General features: G+C 74.6%; 10 protein-coding genes and 1 pseudogene. 6 read left to right on the top strand and 5 right to left on the bottom strand.

Annotated features, from left to right (window positions below):
- Window positions 1–234 (bottom strand): annotated as a pseudogene (locus RM446_RS17535) (hypothetical protein); the annotation flags it as partial.
- 389 nt (window positions 235–623) lie between these two features.
- On the opposite strand from RM446_RS17535, the gene RM446_RS17530 reads away from it, so the two are divergent.
- A complete protein-coding gene (locus RM446_RS17530) occupies window positions 624–1,859 on the top strand; it encodes a coiled-coil domain-containing protein (protein ID WP_311546413.1) in 1,236 nt (411 codons plus the stop codon).
- Between the two features lie 180 nt (window positions 1,860–2,039).
- Window positions 2,040–2,711: a cyclase family protein gene (locus RM446_RS17525; protein WP_311546412.1), complete on the top strand. Its 672-nt coding sequence runs from the start codon at window positions 2,040–2,042 to the stop codon at window positions 2,709–2,711.
- Window positions 2,712–2,777: 66 nt separating this feature from the next.
- Here the strand turns inward: RM446_RS17525 and RM446_RS17520 are convergent, their stop codons facing one another.
- Window positions 2,778–4,901: an FUSC family protein gene (locus RM446_RS17520; RefSeq protein ID WP_311546411.1), complete on the bottom strand. Its 2,124-nt coding sequence runs from the start codon at window positions 4,899–4,901 to the stop codon at window positions 2,778–2,780.
- 273 nt (window positions 4,902–5,174) lie between these two features.
- Between RM446_RS17520 and RM446_RS17515 the strand changes: the two genes are divergently transcribed.
- The 3 genes from RM446_RS17515 (at window position 5,175) to RM446_RS17505 (ending at window position 10,102) form a co-directional block, all read left to right on the top strand.
- On the top strand, window positions 5,175–5,858 hold the full coding sequence (locus tag RM446_RS17515; protein WP_311546410.1) for a lysophospholipid acyltransferase family protein: 684 nt from the start codon (window positions 5,175–5,177) through the stop codon (window positions 5,856–5,858).
- A 401-nt stretch (window positions 5,859–6,259) separates the two neighbouring features.
- Complete coding sequence (locus RM446_RS17510) at window positions 6,260–7,621, top strand: FAD-dependent oxidoreductase (protein ID WP_311546417.1); 1,362 nt, start codon at window positions 6,260–6,262, stop codon at window positions 7,619–7,621.
- 339 nt (window positions 7,622–7,960) lie between these two features.
- A complete protein-coding gene (locus tag RM446_RS17505; RefSeq protein WP_311546409.1) occupies window positions 7,961–10,102 on the top strand; it encodes a penicillin-binding transpeptidase domain-containing protein in 2,142 nt (713 codons plus the stop codon).
- A gap of 79 nt (window positions 10,103–10,181) precedes the next feature.
- Here RM446_RS17505 and RM446_RS17500 read toward each other — a convergent pair whose 3' ends face one another.
- The 3 genes from RM446_RS17500 to RM446_RS17490 form a co-directional block, all read right to left on the bottom strand.
- Window positions 10,182–10,475, bottom strand: a complete 294-nt coding sequence (locus RM446_RS17500) for a DUF3040 domain-containing protein (RefSeq protein ID WP_311546408.1) — start codon at window positions 10,473–10,475, stop codon at window positions 10,182–10,184.
- A 161-nt stretch (window positions 10,476–10,636) separates the two neighbouring features.
- Window positions 10,637–14,380 (bottom strand): AAA family ATPase, encoded by a 3,744-nt coding sequence (locus tag RM446_RS17495; RefSeq protein ID WP_311546407.1) that lies wholly within the window; start codon window positions 14,378–14,380, stop codon window positions 10,637–10,639.
- Window positions 14,381–14,628: 248 nt separating this feature from the next.
- Window positions 14,629–16,230 carry a glycoside hydrolase family 10 protein gene (locus tag RM446_RS17490; protein WP_311546406.1) on the bottom strand — a complete coding sequence of 534 codons (1,602 nt, stop codon included), beginning with the start codon at window positions 16,228–16,230 and terminating at the stop codon, window positions 14,629–14,631.
- Window positions 16,231–16,428: 198 nt separating this feature from the next.
- Here RM446_RS17490 and RM446_RS17485 point away from each other — a divergent pair, with 198 nt between their 5' ends.
- A complete protein-coding gene (locus RM446_RS17485; RefSeq protein WP_398695375.1) occupies window positions 16,429–17,703 on the top strand; it encodes an isochorismate synthase in 1,275 nt (424 codons plus the stop codon).
- Window positions 17,704–17,779 lie beyond the last annotated feature (76 nt).

The raw sequence follows: 17,779 nt of genomic DNA, 5'->3' as shown, positions 1-17,779 counted from the left end.
GTAGGTCGCGGTGGCCTCCATCGCCACCGCCTGCACCTGCTCGGCCTCCAACCACGCGGCCAACTCCAGCAGCCCCGCGGTCACCGTGGAGAACGTGCGGGTGCGCGAGGCGAACCGGCCGCCGCCGGCGGGGGTGCGCACGCACGCGGCCAGTTCCTTCTTGCCGATGTCGATTCCGGCAACCCGGTCGTAGACGACCGCCATGCCGTCATCGACGGTCGGGGTTTGTCCCATCACCACTCCCACCCAGGCTCTGACACCGATACGGCGGGTTCCCGGGGAGGGAGCGGTAACGATCAGGCAATCTATTCCACGTGCTCACAGGCAACACTCCGGGGCACACAACCCCGCGCTCCCCGCACCAAGCTTGTAGACGGGCTGTACGCACCAAGATCAAGCGGCGTCAGCCCGGGAACCACGCACCCATTTTGTTCCCCCGGTACGGCCGACCGCTAGGGAGGCCCCACACAGCTTGTAGCTATCGCAAATGGAAATCGTTTTCCTTCGCGATAGCTACAAGATCGGCGCGCGTTCCCCCGCCCCGGGCTGGAGGGCGACGCGCGCGGAGGATGGGGGCGGGCGTTGCGCGGTTGCGGCGGAGGCACGGGACTAGGCTCGGTCCCGTGGCTGCTAGCGATGCGAACACCTGCAACTTCCCCGGCTGCTCCCGGCCCGTGCCGCGCAGCTCCGCGCCCGGCCGGCCGCCGCAGTACTGCGACCTGCCCGAGCACACGCGCTGGCGGGCCTGGCGGGAGCGGCAGCGCGTGGAGCAGGAGACGGCCGAGGGCGCGGCCGAGGAAGGGCGGACCGAGCCGTCGGCCGACGCCGCGCCGAGCGGAGCCGGCGCGACTCCCGTCACGGACGCGCGCCTGCGAGCCGACGAACTGCTGACACGGTTCTCGGTGCAGACCGAGCAGCTCGCCGCCACGCTGGGCTCGGCCCGCGACGCGTTCGCCGCCATGACCGACCCCGCCGGCGTGGAGGCCCAGGTCGAGGCGGCGCGCATCGAGGCCGCGCGGCGGGTGTCCGAGGCCGACTCTTCCCGGCTCGACGCCGACAACCGCCGCCGCACCGCCGAGCAGGCGCGCCGCTCCGCCGAGGAGGCGGCGGCGTCGGCGATCTCCGCTGCAGGAACCGCCGAGCGCATGGCCGACGAGGCCGTGACCCGGCGCGAGGCGGCCCTGGCCGACCGCGACCGCGCCGCGGACCGGGCCGAGCGCGCCTGCGGCGAGCGCGACGCCGCCCGCGCGGAGTACGAGGCCGGACTCGCCGAGGCACAGCACCGCGTCGACGCGGCCGAGCGCGAGGCCGCCGAGCGCGTCGGCGCCGAACGACAGCGGGCGGAGGCCGAGGTTGCCGGGGTGCGCGAGGAGGCCCGCAGCCGGGAGGCCGCGCTGAGCAAGCAGCTGGCCGAGCAGCGGCGCGCCGCCGAGGCGGCCGAGCGGCGCGCGCTGGAGGCCGAGCGCCGAGCGGAGCGGGCCGAGGCCGAGGCGGTCGAGGCGCGCGGCCGGGCCGAGGCGCTGACGGGCGAGCGCGACCGGCTCGCCGAGGGCCTGGAGCAGGCCCGCGGCGCCGCCGAGGAGGAGCGGGCGCACCACCGCGCCGAGCTGGCACGGCAGCAAAGCGCCGCCGCCGACGCGCTCGCCGAGGCCAAGGAGGGCGCCGCCGCACGCCTGACCGCCGTCGACGACGCCCGCGCCCAGGCGCTGCACCGTGCGGAGCGCGCCGAGGCGCAGTTGGACGAGGCGCTGGGCGAACTCCGGCGCCTGCGGACGCCGAGCGCCGACGCCCAGGCAGTGCCGGCATCGGGCCGCCCGCCCGCGCCCGAGGGCCCGGGCTCCCCCGCCGACCGGGGCTGAAGGGGGCCGGCTCCGCCCTTTCTCCGCCGCGGCCCGTGATGACCGACGGCGGAGGGGAAGTGAGGAAAGTGCGGGGAGCATCCCGCCGGACAGCGCTTCGGGCGCTAGAGTTTGGTCTAGACCTCTGCTCCCGGCTCGGGGGCAGCTGACCTCGGGACGCGCAGAGAAGAGGGCGGATCAATGACGAAGCTGGTCGACGTCAGCCACCAGATCGCGGCGGGCATGACCACCTATCCCGGCCTGCCCGGACCGGTCATCGAGGACCATCTGTCCTTCGAGGAGTCGCAGGCGACCTACGCCCAGGGCACCGAGTTCACCATCGGCCGCATCTCGCTCGTCTCCAACACCGGGACCTACCTGGACACCCCCGCCCACCGCTACCGGGACGGCGCCGACCTCGCCGACCTGGACCTGGAGAAGGTCGCCGACCTTCCGGGAGCGGTGATCGACCTGCGGGACAGCGGAGGGCGCGCGATCACCGCCGAGGACGTCAAGGGCGCCGACGTGGCCGGACGGGCGGTCCTGCTGCGCACCGGTTGGGACCGGCACTGGCGCTCCGAGCAGTACGGCTCGCCCGAGCACCCCTATCTGGCCGAGGACGCCGCGCGGGTGCTGGCCGACGCCGGGGCAGCACTGGTGGGCATCGACTCGGTCAACATCGACGACACCTCGCCGCAGAGCCAGGGCTCGCGGCCGGTGCACTCGCTCCTGCTGGCCGCAGGCATCCCGGTGGTCGAGCACCTGTGCCTGCTGGACCGGCTGCCCCCGGAGGGCTTCAGCTTCTTCGCCGTCCCGGTGAAGGTCCGCGGCATGGCGACATTCCCGGTCCGCGCCTTCGCGATCGTGCAGTAGCCGCCGGGGGCGGGCGTGTGCCGCCGGGCGCGGAGCCGCCGCGCCCTGCCGGCCGGTCCCGCGGCGTCACAGGTCCGCGTCGAACTCCTCCTGGGCTCTGCGGTGCTCGCGCTGCGCGCGGCGCTGCCGCTCGCGCTCGGCGGCGCGCTCGTCCTGGGCCACGGCGGTGCGCATCGACGACGACAGTGCGCGCAGTTCCATGTTGATGCGCGGGTAGCCCACCAGCCGGGGAAGCGCCCCCAGGCGGGGCGTGCGCCGCTCTCGCAGAGCCGAGATCAGCTCGTCGAAGGCCAGGTCGAGCCGCTGCAGCGTGATCTGCGTGGCCGGCGGCGGCTTCTCCAACGCCAGCGCCGACAGCGCGAGGTAGCCCGAGCGCTGGGCGGCCACGACCACCGGCCACAGCGGCCGGGTGGTGGTGGCGCGCGGCACGTCGCCGATGGCGCTGTCGTAGACGCCGCGCAGGCTGACCAGCGCCGCCCGCAGGTCGCGGCGGAGCCGGTAGGTGCGCTGCGGGCTGAGGTCGACCTCGGGGTCGAGCACCGACAGCAGCGTCGTGCGGGTGGTGTCGAGGACGTCGGCGATGGTCTGCGGCAGCTGCGCCGCCGACGCGCGCCGCCACAGCAGGACGGCACCGGCCATGCCGGCCAGCGACCCCAGCACCGTATCGAGGATGCGCGCCTCAGCGAGCTGCTCGACCGGGTTCGGCGCGGCGGTGTGCGCCAGTATCAGCGCCATCGGCGTCATGAAGATGCTGGCGTAGAAGAAGTTGCGCGGGACCACGAGCTGGGTGAGGCCCATGAACGAGGCCGCGATCACGACGGTGGCCGCCAGCGGGAGCTGCGTGCTCAGCACGGCCGCGCCGATCACCACGCCCGCGAGCGTCCCCAGGGCACGCTGCAGGGAGCGGTTCACGGTGAGCACGACGTTGCCGCCCTGCAGCACCGAGGTGGCGGTAATCGAGATCCAGTAGAACCGGTCGATGCCCAGCGCCAGGCCGGCCACGCCCGCCAGGGCGACGGTGATGCCCATCCGCAGCGCCGTGGGCCGGATCAGCGACCCGGCCGCCAAGCTGGAGCGCAGTGACTGCAGCAGCGGCGGGTACGGGGCGTCGTGCAGTTCGAGCCCGGGCCCCTCGACCTCGTGCTCGGTGCGCCGCGCCGCCTGCGCGGCGCGGGCGAGGCGGCTGTAGAGTCGGCCCTCCAGCGATCGGGGGCGCAGCCCTTTGCGCAGCTCGTCCAGTTGAGCCTCGTCGGGCGCCTGGTCGGGCTTGGCGACGGCGGCGGCGAGGGACTCGGCGAAGTCCGCGGCGACCGACGGCAGCCGGTCGGTGCGCGACAGCGAAACGTCGGTGGCGGCCAGGTGGATGTCGGATACCCAGCGCAGCAGGGCGCGCAGGCGGGCGGCCTCGGGGGTGTCGCGGTAGCCGCGGGTCTGGCTGAGCAGCACGATGCGCCAGGCCCGGGCCACCGCGACGGAGGCCTCGTGCTGCACGTGGTCCAGCCGGGGGGTACCGATGGCCCGCAACAGCTCGGCGAGCTTGAGGGTGGCGTCGGCCACGGCGCGGTGCTCGGGGTGTCGGCTGCGCAGCAGGCCTTCGGCCATCGACACCAGCCAGCCGATGCCCGCTCCCAGCGCGGCGATCAGCGCGTGCTGGGGCACCTCGTGGGGCCCACTGGAGGCGATCGTGGAGATGGCGCAGACCAGCACGAAGAACAGGGGCCCGGGCTTGTCCACACGCAGCGCCTGGCACAGCCAGGTCGCCACGCCCGCGACCGCCCCGATGGAAACGGCGGCCAGCCACATGCTGGCACCGGTCAGTGAACCGATGGCGACGCAGGTCACGAACCCGAGCCCGACCAGCCCCAGGGCGACGGAGCGGTACTTGTAGGGGGTGTCCTTCTCGTAGAGGACGGTCATGGACCCCAGGGCGGCCAGCGTGGCCTCGCGCGGGCCGAACAGGGCGGCCGCCAGTGCGAAGGCCGACGCCATGGCGACCGCGGCCTGCACGCCGGTGCTCCAGGCCCAGCCGCCCGAGGCGAGCCCGAACAGCGCCTTGAGGTCGACGCGGTAGCGCGGGCGCTCGGCCACCTTCGCGCGCACGCGCGTCGGCGGGTTCCAGATGGGCTCGCTCGGCGTCGGGTCCTCTGATCCGCCGCTTTCCGTCGCCCCCTGGTCTTGCACGGGAACCATGGTAAGGGGCACGGGACGGTCGGCCCCCGTCCGGCCTGCCGCCGTCGACGCGACGTCCCTCACCGCACGGTGCGCCGCGGGCCACCTCGACGGCGCCGGCGGCGCCGCGGCCCCCAAGCGCCCCGCACGCCCCTCGGGCGGCGTCGGCCGACGCCGCCTCTTCGGGCCGCTGCGTGCACCGCTAAGCTCTGGGTACCGGCATCGCGCCGATCCCCGCCGTCCCCGCCCGCCCCGGGCGCCGCCGCGCCGCCTCGTCGAAAGAGGGCACCCGCCGTGGAGCTGTACGCAGCCGCCAAGTCGGTCATCGCACCGACCGCCCGAGCGATCTGGCCGCTGCGCGAGGAGGGCCTGCACCACATCCCCGCGCACGGCCCGGTGATCCTGGCCTCCAACCACCTGTCCAACATCGACCCGCTGTTCATCGGTGTCGCGGTGCCGCGGCAGGTCACCTTCATCGCCAAGCGCGAGCTGTTCGCCGAGGGCAATGCCGCGCAGCGGACCTTCACCCGCGCACTTCGGGCGATCGGCCAGCTCTCCGTCGACCGCAGCCCCGGGCAGAGCTCGCAGGAGGCCATGGAGGAGAGCCTGAAGTTCCTCGGCAACGGCGCCGCCTTCGGAATCTTCCCCGAGGGCACCCGCTCCCCCGACGGCCGCCTCTACCGCGGCCAGACCGGCATGGCCTGGCTGGCGCTGGCGTCGGGCGCGCCGGTGGTACCGCTGGCGCTCGCCGGTACCGACCGGATCATGCCGCACGGCAGCCGGGTGCCCGCCCTGCGCAGGATCGGCATCCGGGTGGGGCCGCCGGTGGACCTGTCGCAGTGGCTGGGCGAAGAGGGCAGGGCGCGTTCGCGCAGGGCGGCGACGGACGCCGTCATGGCCGCGATCCAGCGCCTGTCGGGCCAGCGGTCGGTGCCCCGCTACGCAGCCTCGGTCAAGGCCGAGCTCGGCAAGGGCTGAGCCGGCAGGGCCCTTCGGGCCGCCCGCGGCGGAGCGGTTCCCCACGGCGGTCCGTGCTCCCGCTGTGCGCGGCCCGCGGCGCGGCGCGCCGACCCCGCGCTCGTCGGTCGGCGTGAGGTAATCCACAGCTGGGACCCGGCTTAGTGCGGGCCGCTGCGGTGTTGTAGCCGTCCGGGGCCGATCACCCCCCTGACATGGGCGGATGCGGGCGAGCACGCGGCGCTTACCCCGGTGCCCGCTCTAGAGGGAGTGCTACCTATCTTCAAAGTCGGTTTAGTAGGCTTTCGGATGGAAGATAGAATTAGGTTAGCCTAACCTCGCAACGCGTACCCGGGTGCTCGTCACTGCGGCCCCGAGCAGACGCAACCTATGGAGATGTGCCAATGACGCGACCACTGCGCGTGGGAATCGTGGGGTCCGGCCCCGCCGGCATTTACGCGGCCGACCTGCTGACGAAGGACGACACCCTGGCCGCGACCGAGACGCCGGTCAGCATCGACGTCCTCGACAGGCTTCCCACCCCCTACGGCCTGGTCCGCTACGGCGTGGCACCCGACCACCCGCGCATCAAGCAGATCCAGCAGGCCCTGCACAAGGTGCTGGACAAGCCCGAGGTCCGCTTTCTGGGCAACGTCGACTTCGGCCGCGACCTCAAGCTCGACGACATGCGCCGCCACTACGACGCCGTGGTCTTCGCGACCGGCTCCGACCGTGACCGCCCGCTGAACATCCCCGGCGTCGACCTGCCCGGCTGCCACGGCGCCGCCGACTTCGTCTTCTGGTACGACAGCCACCCCGACGTCGCCCCGTCCTGGAGCGTCGAGGGCACCGGAGTCGCTGTGATCGGCGCCGGAAACGTCGCCGTCGACGTCGCCCGCATCCTGGCCAAGGACGCCGAGGACCTCCTCGACACCGACATCACCGACAACGTCCACAGCGCGCTGGCCGCCAAGGACGCGACCGACGTGCACGTGTTCGCGCGCCGCGGCATCGCCCAGGCCAAGTTCACCCCGATGGAGCTGCGCGAGCTGGACAAGCAGCCCGGCGTCGAGGTCGTCGTCGACCCCGAGGACTTCGACCTGTGCGCGGCCAGCATGGCCGCCATCGAGGAGTCCAACCAGGTCAAGACCAACGTCAAGATCCTGCAGAACTGGGCGATCCGCGACCCCCGCGGCGAGCCGCGGCGACTGCACCTGCACTTCCTGCACCGGCCCGTCGAGGTGATCGGCGAGGACCGTGTCTCCGGACTGCGCACCGAGCGCATGGAGCTGACCGGCGACGGCGGCGTCCGCGGCACCGGCGAGTACGTCGACCACGAGGTGCAGGCCGTCTACCGCGCCGTGGGCTACCTGGGCTCGCCGGTGGCCGGCCTGCCGTTCGACGAGGAGAGCGGGACGGTCCCCAACGACGGCGGCCGGGTGCTCGACCTCGACGAGGACCCCGTCCCCGGCGTCTACGCCACCGGCTGGATCAAGCGCGGCCCCGTGGGCCTCATCGGCCACACCAAGGGCGACGCGCTGGAGACGGTCACCAACCTGGTGGCCGACCGCGAGCGCCTCGAGGAGGCGCCCGAGCCGGAGCCCGCGTCGTTCCTGCGCCTGCTCGACGAGCGCGGGGTCGCCTACACGACGTGGGACGGCTGGCAGCGCCTGGAGTCCCACGAGGAGGAGGTGGGGCTCTCGCACGGGCGCAAGCGGATCAAAGTGCGCTCGCGCGAGGACATGACCCGCATCGCCCGCGCCGACGGGACCGAGTCGGCCTGAGGCCCGTCCACGCCGGGTACGGGGGCGGCTCTGCGGCTCCCGTGTCCGGTGTGACGCGGATTACCACGCGCGATCCCCGGACCGGCGGAACACGGCGGCGCCGTGATGGGTTACAGTCGCCAGTGGCCGGTGTGGTAGCAAGTGTCCCCCGGGCCTCACCTATAGCCTTCGCGGAATACCGCGTGCGGCGCCCGCTCGCCGGGTGACCGTTCGGACTTCGGAGCCGCGTTGTGCCCAGCGCCGAGAGGCGACCGCCACACCGGCCACTCATCCTCTCTTCCCGCCCCGCACTCCTGCCCCCAGGAAGGCGGGGCGGCGCTGTTCGGAAGGACGGACCCCGTGGAAGACGACCGGCGCCCTCCGGGGCCGGGTGGCCCCTCCTCGCCCTCATCCCAGCCCGGCTGGCACGGTGGCCATGCGAACAGTCCCGAGCCCGGCGCGGAGGCCTCCCCCGAAGCGCCCCGCCCCTACAGCCCGCAGGCCGACCCGCCGGATGCCGATCAGCCGGACGCCGGCCAGGCGGACCGGTGGCGGCCGGCCGCACCGGCGAACCCCTACTCCATTCCCGCGCGCGACCAGGGTGCCGCTTCGAGCGACGCCCCCGGGAACGCACACGGCGCCGGGCAGGGCACTCCGCCGCCCGGGAGCGGCGACCCCTACGCCCACCCCGGCGGCCCCCACCACAGCGCCCCGCCGCCCGGCGACACCCCGGCCGGACCCACCGGCGGCGCGGTGTTCGCCCGCGGCGGGGCCTCCGACGGGCAGCCCCCGCCTCCTCCGCCGGGCGTCGACTCCGCCTTCGCCGCCGGTACCCCCGACCCGGGCGAGGCGCCGCGCCGCTCCCGCAAGGGCCTGGTGATCGGTGTCGTCAGCACCCTTGTCGTCCTCGCCCTCGTGGGCGGCGCCGCCTCCTGGTACGTGCTCACCATGCCCGAGCCCGAGGACGCTGTCACCGCCTACGCCGGCGCGTGGAGATCCCAGGACTACGCCGCCATGGCCGAGGTCTCGACCGGCGGCGACCCCGCCGCGGCCCTCAAGCGCGTGGCGGAAGGCCTCGGCGTCGAGGGCGTCGAGGTGACCACCGGCCAGGTCCAGGAGGACGGCGACAGCGCCTCCGTCCCCTTCGACGCGGTCCTCGACCTGAGCAACGCCGGCGAATGGAGCTACTCCGGCGAACTGCCGCTGGTCCGCGCCGACCGCGAATGGAAGGTCGACTTCAGTCCCGCCGTCGTCCATCCGAAGCTCGGCGAGGGCCAGACGCTCGTCCGCACCAACCAGTGGGGCGAGCGCGGCCGCATCCTCGCCGCCGACGGCACCCGTCTGGACGACGGCAGCGCTTCGGGGTCGGTGCAGATGATCGTCGGCGAGGTCGGCACGGCCGCGAAGGAAAACCTCGCCGACCTCGGTCCCGCCTACCAGGTGGGCGACCCGGTGGGCCTCAGCGGCGTGCAGCAGACCTACGAGGAGCGCCTGGCCGGCAAGGCCTCCACCGCCATCCGCGTCGTCGACTCCGGAACCGCGCCCGCCGACGTGCCGGAGGATGCCCCCACCGTCGGCACCCTCGGCGGCTCCGACGGCAAGGACGTCACCCTGAGCCTGGACCCGGCGATCCAGGCCGCCGCGGCGCAGGCGATCGTGGGCCAGTCCAAGCCCACCGCGATGGCGGTCGTGCGGCCCTCCACTGGCGAGGTGCTGGCCGCCGCCAACGTTCCCGGCGGCTTCAACCGCGCCCTCGACGGCCAGTACCCGGCGGGCTCCATCTTCAAGATCATCTCCTACAACGCGCTGCTCGACTCGGGCATGGGCATGGACGCGCAGATGAGCTGCCCCAAGACGGTCGACGTGGCCGGGCGCACCTACAAGAACGCCGGCGACGCCGCCTACGGCGCCCAGACCGTCACCGAGGCCTTCGCCACCTCCTGCAACACAGCGCTGGTACAGGAGGTCGCCAACCGGCTCGACGGTGCCTCGCTGCTGAAGAGCGCCGAGCAGTTCGGCTTCAACACCGGATTCCACAGCGGCGTTCCCGTATTCAAGCCCTCGCTGCCCCAGCCCGACAGCACCAGCCTGCTCACCGCATCCAGCATCGGCCAGGGCCAGGTCCTGACCTCGCCGCTGCACCTGGCGACGCTGCCTGCGGCGGTAGCCGACGGCTCGTGGCGCTCGCCGATGCTGGTGACCGAGCCGGCGCCGGCGAAGCGGCCCGAACCGCGGCCCATCGGCAACGCCGACCGGCTGCGCGACATGACGCGCGCCGTGGTCACACAGGGAACCGCCAAGAACGTGGGGTTCACCGGCGAGGTGCACGGCAAGAGCGGAACGGCCGAGTACGGCACCGCCGAGGAGGGCGAGGAGCTTCCGGCGCACGGCTGGTTCGTGGGCTACGAGGGCGACATCGCCTTCGCGGTGGTGGTCGAGGACGGCGAGAGCGGCTCGGGCGCGGCCGCGCCGCTGGCCAAGTCGTTCCTCGACGCGCTCTGAGCACGCCCTCGGGCGGGCGCCCGGTACTCGGGCCGCGCCGACGCGCCGGTCTCCGGTGCGGCGGCGCGGGGCCTACGGGTCAGCCGCTGCCGCCCCCGGTGCCGGGTTCGACACCGCCCGGTGACGCCGGCGGCACGGCGGGCTCCGTGCCCTGCACCGGCGCACTGAAGTACAGCCCGGCCATCATGGCGCACAGCACCAGGGCGGCCACCCCGAGCAGTAGCCACAGTACCCAGCGGCCCGGCCGGTCGCCGTCGCCCCAGGCGTCGTCGACGCCGAAGCACCTCAGGTGGTCGTCGAGGTCCGGATCGTCCTTGGCCAGGGCGTTCTCGATCTCGGCGAGGATCCGCCGCTCGTTCTCACGCAGTGACATCGCACCCTCCTCGCCGTTCCCGCGGCCGGCGGCCGCGGCCGCCGTGCATGCAACCGCGTCCTTGATGTGTTTCTAACCGCGCTGCCCCTGCGCACGCGTGCGCGCGTGAGAATTCGTGTCCGAATACGAGGGCGCTCGCGCGCCGCCGGTGCGCCGCCGCCTCACAGGTACAGGCCCGGCCGGTGCTCGTCGGGCCCCAGACCTCGGGCCGTGGCGGGAACGTCGGCGGCGAGCAGCTCGCGCAGCTCCTCGGGATCGGTGCCGCCGCTGCGGGCCAGGCGTGCCGCCTGGTTGGCGGCAGCCTGCTCGAAAAGCGCCTCGGCCAGCAGGCCGTTGGCCGCCGAGGCGGACCGGGGCGTGTGGGCCAGGCAGGCCGCCACGGCCTCCGACACACCCGGCGCCGGCGTGAACCCGGCCTCGCGGGCGCGCTCGGCGACGACGGCGGCAAGCTCGGCGTCGGTGTAGTCGGGGAAATGCATGCGCCGGGAGACGAGAGCGGCGAGGTCGGGGTAGGCGTCCAGGAACGCTCCCAGCTCCTCGCGGCCGCCCGCCAGCACTACGACCAGGTCGTGCCGGAGCTCGGCCATGCGCCGTGCCAGCGCCTCCACCGTCTCGGCGGCGGGCGGGGCGCCCGGCCTGTGGGCGCCGAGCCGGTGCGCCTGCGGCACGAGCAGCACACCGCCCAGCGCCGAGGCGAGGGCCTCCTCGACGGGTGCACCGCGTTCGGCGGAGGGTGCTGTGAGCGTGTGCGGTTCGGCGCGCACGAAGTGGCCCGAGCTGAGCAGTCCCCGCTGGCCGAAGATCCCGCCCAGCAGCGCCGCCACCGTCGACTTGGCCGTGCCCGGGTTCCCGGTGAAGGCCATGTGCCCGGGCGCGGCCGCAGCGTGGACGCCGGCGTCGCGGCGGGCCTCCTCCACGCGGGCGCGCGCCTCCAGATCGCGCACCTCCCGCTTGACCCGGTCGTGGCCGACCAGGCCCGCCAACGTGGCCAGCGGGTCGCCCGGGGGCACGGCGCTCACCCGGCCGCTGGCGGTGACCGGGATGTCGGCGGGCAGCAGTTCGCGCAGGCTCGCGGCGGCGCTGTCTGCTCCCTCGGTGACGCGCCGGGCCTGCAGCGCGGTGGCACGCTCCAGCAGGTTGCGCACCAGCCGCGCGTTGCCGAACGAGCCGTCCCGGGGTGCGGCGCGCAGCACGTGGCGGACCCGGGCGGCGGTGCCGGCGCCCGCGGACAGACCGGCGTCGGCCGCCATCGCCGCGAAGATGTCGGCCAGCTCGTCGTCGTCGTAGTCGGGGAAGCGCAGGTGGCGGGGGAACCGCGAGGCCACGCCGGGGTTGGAGGCCAAGAAGCCCGCCATCCGCTCCTCGTAGCCGGCGACGACCACCACGAGGTCGTCGCGGTGGTCCTCCATCAGCTTGAGCAGGGTGGCGACGGCCTCGGCGCCGAAGTCGTTGCCCCCTCCGGAGTCGGTGAGCGTGTAGGCCTCGTCGATGAACAGCACCCCGCCCACGGCCGTGCGCACGGCCTTCTCCACGCGCGGCGCGGTCTGGCCGATGTACTCGGCGACCAGGTCGGCCCGGCTCGTCTCGACCAGGTGGCCCGATGCCAGCAGGCCCAGCTCCGCGTAGATCTCGCCGAGCAGGCGGGCGACCGTGGTCTTCGCGGTGCCCGGATTGCCCATGAACACCATGTGGCGGGCCGGCGAGGAGACCGGCGCCCCGGCGGCCCCGCGCAGCCGCTCGGCGCGCGCCTCGGCGGCGTAGAGCGCGATCTCGCGCTTGACCGTGTCCAGGCCGACCAGGCGGTCGAGCTCGCGCATCGCCGTGCCGGTCCGCTCGCCCCCGGCCGCCGCGGCGGGGGCGTTCCCGCCGGAGGCGTGGGCGGTCGCGCCGCCGGGCCGCGCGGCGACGGGTGCGGTCGAGCCGGGCGTGTGGGCGCCGGTGCGCGGCACCGCCGACTCGGGGATGTCGCAGGGCAGCAGCAGCCGCAGCTCCTCGGCGCCGGCGTCTTCGCCCAGCCCCGCTGCGCGGCGGCCCTGCAGCGAAGCGGCGCGGTCGGCCAGCGCGCGGGCGGCGCGCGCGTTGCCGAACGAGGGGCCGCGGGCGGTCCGGTGCAGCACGCGGCACGCCTTCTCCCGAGCTCCCTCGCCCAGCGCGAACCCGGCGCCGGTCGCAGCGGCGGCGAAGATATCGGTGAGCTCGGGCGAGGTGTAGTCGGCGAATGCCAGCCGGTGCGGGAAGCGCGCCGCAAGGCGCGGGTTGGCAGCCAGGAAGTGCCCGATGTCGCGCTCGCCGCCCGACAGCACGACCGCGAACTCCCCCGCCCGGTCCTCCATGTGCCTGAGCAGCGCGGTGATTGCGTCGAGGCCCAGGCCCCGGCCCGACTCGGACTCGGTGAGGGCAGGGGCCTCGTCCACGAGTAGAACGCCGCCCAGCGCAGACGTGACGACCTGCTCGACGCGGGCGGGCGTCTGGCTCAGCGACTCGCCGACCAGGTCGGCGCGGCCGACCTCGACCAGATGGCCGGAGGAGAGCACGCCCAGCCCTGCGTAGAGGGAGCCGAGGATGCGGGCGACGGCGGACTTGGCGGTTCCGGGGCCGCCGGTGAAGACCAGGTGGCGCGAGGGCGGCGCGGTCTCCACTCCCGCGGCGGCGCGGCGGCGCTGGGCGCGCGCTTCGTCGGCGTACGCGCGGACCTCGTGCTTGACCCGCTCCAGCCCCACGAGCGCGTCCAGCTCGGCCAGCGCCCGTTCGGCGGCGTCGCCCTTCGCATCGGGTCCGTCGCCGGCCGCCTGGGTTCCGCCGGCCGTGCTCTCCGTGCCGCGGGGCAGCGCGGCGGGCACCCCCGAGGGCCGCCGCGGCGGACGCCCGTAGCGGCGCAGGTCCTGCTGGAAGCCCATGACGGGCAGCGGGACCGACCGCGAGGGCTTCTGCAGGACACTCTCCTCGCTGGAGCCCAGCGCGGCGGCGCACCGGCTGCCCATGTCCAGCCAGGCGCGCGCGGCGTCGAGTTCGCCGGCCAGCGCGGCCTGCCACAGCCAGGTGCGCACCCGGCTCATCCAGTTCCGCTGCTGGTAGCCGCCGCGCTCGTCGTCGAACCGCTCCGCCTGCTCGCCGAAGGCGTCGCCGTCCAGGACCACGCTGGCGATGGGAGGAAGGCTGGGCAGCCGCAGCGCCTGGCAGAGGTCGGCGACGGCGTCCTCGATCCCGGGCACGTCGTGGGCCACGGCGGCGAGGCGCTCGTGGGCGGCTGCGAACCCGGTGAAAGCCCATCGCAGGAAGTCGGCGGGGGGCGCGAGCTCGGGCATGGCGGCGAGGACGTCGTCGCCGGCCGCGGCCCTCCACTCCTTGCGCACCTCCCGCAGGCTGCCGGCGAGGTCGCTCTCGCGGGCCTCGGGGTCCTCCGCGCGCCGCTGGTGCAGCCGCAGCAGGGCGTCGCGCCGGTCGTCCCAGGGCGCGATGCCCTCGACCGCCTCGATCAGCTCGCGCACGAGCGCGAGATCGGTCTCGCGGCGCTCCCGGTCGGTGGACTCGAACAGCTCGTAGCAGGGCGGCAGGCGCAGGTTGTCGAAGATCGACTGGGTGGGGTCGGTCGCGGTGTCGGAGTTGGGCAGGTGCTCGGCAGTGAGGGCGGCGGGCAGGCGGGCGTAGTGGCCGGCGTTGATGCGCAGCGTTCCCGAGAGCATGATGGCCTGCTGCAGCGCCTCGTGGGCGATGGGGTCGCGCTTGCGGCGGCCGTCGGCGCGGTAGGGGCGGGCGCGGGGGTCGTCCAGGATCTTGCCGATGCGCCGGGCGAGCTCGTCGACCAGCCCGTCGGGCACCCGCCACGGGCCGTAGGAGTAGACGTCCAGCACCGGTTCGTCGGTGAGGAGCAGCTCCAAGTGCTCGGGCAGGCGGATGGCCGTCAACCTGGCTCCTTCTTCTCGGCCGCTGCGGCGCGGGGGCGCGCCGGGGCACGCGTCGGGGGGTGCGCGGGCGCGGCTCGGGAGCACGGGCGCCGCGGGCGGTGCGTCGTTCCAGGATCACCGCAGGCCGCCGCCCGCCGCGCCGGGAGCGCCGACCGGTACCGGCCACGGCGCCGCCGGACGGAGCCCGCTGCGCCGCACCGCTTCACGCTACCGCCGCCGCGCGGGAGGCGGCGCAGGGCACGGCGGGTCTATCCGGGCGACAGCCGGGCGGCGGGGCCGGGGGCGCTTTCGGCGCGGTAGTCGTCCAGGACGGTGACGTGGTAGCGGACCGAGCCTTCGGCGGGGTCGGCGTCGGTGAAGGCGGGACGCTTCGCGTCGGCGCCGGTGACGGCGAGCAGGTGGGAGGCGTCGGCGAGAGCGCAGGGGTCGCCGCCGTCGCCGGGGACACGGTAGACGGCGTAGAAGCGGGCGCCTTCGACCCTGGTCCAGCTCAGCCGCACCTCGTCGGAGGAGGTCCGCTCGGCGTTCAGCTCGGCGACCGGCGCGGGCGCGGAGTCGCCGCCGGAGTCGGCGGCCGGCGGCAGCGCCGGCCGGCTGTAGTGGTCCTCGCCCACAGAGCCCATGGCCTTCTCGGCACGGCCGGTCAGGTCTGTGATGGAGAAGTAGACGTCGCCGCCGACCTCGCTGTGCTCGGCGTTGAGGTCGAGCTGGCGGGTGAGCGCGTCGCGGCCGCGGAACCCCTGCTCGCCGACGCGGTAGGCCGCCTGGCCGATGTAGAGGTCCACGCCGGTGCCGGCGACCTGTTCGGACCACCAGGGCACCAGCTCGGCGTAGTCGGCGACGTCGTAGCCGCGCGGCCAGTAGAGCTGGGGGACGATGTAGTCGACGGTGCCTTCGCGGATCCAGGCCAGGGTGTCGGCGTACTGGGCGCTGTAGGACTCCAGCCCCTCGGTGGCGGAGCCGGCGGGGTCGCTGTCGGCGTTGCGCCAGATGCCGAAGGGCGAGATCCCGAACCGCACCCAGGGCTTGGTCCGCTGGATCCGCTCGTGGACCTCGGAGACGAGGGTGTCGACGTTGTCGCGGCGCCAGTCGGCGCGGCTGTCGAACCCGCCGCCGTGGCGCTTGAAGCTGCGGTCGTCGTCGAACTCCTCACCCTCGGCGGGGTAGGGGTAGAAGTAGTCGTCGAAGTGGACGCCGTCGATGTCATAGCGGTCGACCACGTCGAGGACGACGTCGCCGACCCATTCGCGCACGTCGGGGTTGCCCGGGTCGAGATAGCCCTGGTCGGCGTACTCGATCAGCCAGCCGGGGTGCCTGCGCGCGGGGTGGTCGGGGTCGAGGTTCTCCAGGTCGGGGTCCTTCCAGCCGACCCGGTAGGGGTTGAACCAGGCGTGCAGCTCGATGCCGCGCCGGTGGGCCTCCCCGACGGCGAAGGCGAGCGGGTCGTAGCCGGGGTCGCCGCCCTGCTCGCCGGTGAGGTAGCGGGCCCAGGGCTCCTTGGCGGAGGCGTAGAGGGCGTCGGCGGTGGGGCGCACGTGCAGGAAGACGGCGTTGAGGCCGAGGCTCTCCGCGCGGTCGAGCATCCTGCGCAGCTCCCGCTGCTGCTCCTCGCGGTCCAGGCCGGCCTCGGAGGGCCAGTCGATGTTGCGGACGCTGGCGATCCAGGCGCCGCGCATCTGGCGCTTGGGATGGGCCGGGTCGGCGGTGCAGTCGTCGGGGACGGGCATGGTGCCGCGCGCTTGCGGCGAGGCGGCGTCCTCGCCGGGGCCGGGGCCGGACCATGGAACGCAGGCGCCCAGCAGCGGCATCGTGGCCGCCGCGGCCGCCATGCCGAGCAGCAACCGTCGCATATGCCCCATTACCTCCCGGTCAATCCTCTTTAGACATTGCAGACAAGAATACGGGGCGGCGTTGACCGCCGTGTCACTTTCAACCGAGCCCGATCGCGGCACCGTCGCGGCGCCGCACGGCGGATCCGGTGTGGTTTCAACCGCATAGCGGGTAAACGGCCGGTCACGGTCGGGTTTGGGACCGGAAGGAACCTAGGATTGACCGTTGTGAGCGCCACACCGGACGAACAGCCGACCCTGGCCGTGCGCACGGCGCCGCTGGAGGAGGACGGCGGCCTCCTCGCGCGCCTGCCCGCGGCCGCGCCGCTGGCGTGGCTGCGCCGCGGCGAAGGACTGGTCGGCTGGGGCGAGGCCGCCCGCGTCGACCTGCCCGCCGAGGCCGCGGCGCAGGGCACCCGCCGCTTCGCCGAGGCGTCCCGGGCGCTGCGGCGGCTGGTGGACAGCGCCGAGGTCGACGACGGCGTGCGGGTGCCCGGCAGCGGCCCGGTGGCCTTCGGCGGATTCACCTTCGACGCGCGCTCGGCCGGTTCGTCGCTGATCGTGCCGCGTGTGGTCGTGGGCCGGCGCCGCGGCCGGTCCTGGATCACCACGGCCGTCCCCGCCGGCGAAGCGCCGGCCGGGGACCAGTGTCCGGACGGCTCCGCTCCCACCCCCGTGGGACCGCTGTCGTGGCGCACGGGCGCGCTGTCCGCCGCCGAGTGGGGCGCCGCCGTGGGCGCCGCCGTCGAGCGCATCCGCGCCGGAGAGCTCGGGAAGGTGGTCATGGCCCGCGACGTCGTCGCCGAGGCCGAGCGCCCCGTGGACGTCCGCACCCTGCTCGCGCGGCTGGCCCGCGACTACCCGGACTGCTACACGTTCTCGGTGGACGGCATGGTCGGCGCCACCCCCGAACTGCTGCTGCGCCGCGAGGGCGACGAGGTCGCCTCGCTGGTGCTGGCCGGCACCCGCCCGCGCGGCGCCTCCCCCGAGGAGGACGCGCGCCTGGCGGCGGAGCTGGAGGAGTCGGCCAAGGACCGCGAGGAGCACCGGTACGCGATCGACTCGCTGCGCGCCACGCTCGCCCCGCTGTGCGACGCAGTGGAGGCGCCCGAGCGGCCCCGGCTGCTGCGGCTGGCCAACGTCCAGCACCTCGCCTCGCCCACCCGGGCCCGACTGCGCCCGGGCGTCTCGACGCTGGACGTGGTGGCGGCGATGCACCCCACCGCCGCCGTCGGCGGTACGCCCACCGCGGCGGCCGTGGAGATGATCCGCGAACTGGAGGGAATGGACCGGGGCCGCTACGCGGGTCCGGTCGGCTGGCTCGACGGCGCGGGCAACGGCGAGTTCGGGATCGCGCTGCGCTGCGCCCAGGTCCGGGACCGCCGGGCGCGGCTGTTCTCCGGCTGCGGCATCGTCGCCGGCTCCGACCCGCGGGCCGAGGTCGCCGAGTCCGAGTCGAAACTGCGGGTCATGCGCGAGGCCCTCACCGACTGAGGCGCCCCGGCCCGGGGGACGCCCGCCGCGGCGCCCGCCGGAGACGCCTGGCGTGCACCGTCGGTCTTGTGGCCAT

The organism is Streptomonospora wellingtoniae (assembly GCF_031845375.1).
Classification (GTDB): domain Bacteria; phylum Actinomycetota; class Actinomycetes; order Streptosporangiales; family Streptosporangiaceae; genus Streptomonospora; species Streptomonospora wellingtoniae.
The sequence above is the reverse complement of the archived record's forward strand: the minus strand, read 5'-3'. Positions and strand labels throughout refer to the sequence as shown.

What these genes read in the sequence shown, in the direction of transcription:
- RM446_RS17520 (WP_311546411.1), bottom strand. Translation starts at nt 4,901, where the DNA reads ATGGTTCCCGTGCAAGACCAGGGGGCGACGGAAAGCGGCGGATCAGAG.
- RM446_RS17490 (WP_311546406.1), bottom strand. Translation starts at nt 16,230, where the DNA reads ATGCGACGGTTGCTGCTCGGCATGGCGGCCGCGGCGGCCACGATGCCG.
- RM446_RS17500 (WP_311546408.1), bottom strand. Translation starts at nt 10,475, where the DNA reads ATGTCACTGCGTGAGAACGAGCGGCGGATCCTCGCCGAGATCGAGAAC.
- RM446_RS17525 (WP_311546412.1), top strand. Translation starts at nt 2,040, where the DNA reads ATGACGAAGCTGGTCGACGTCAGCCACCAGATCGCGGCGGGCATGACC.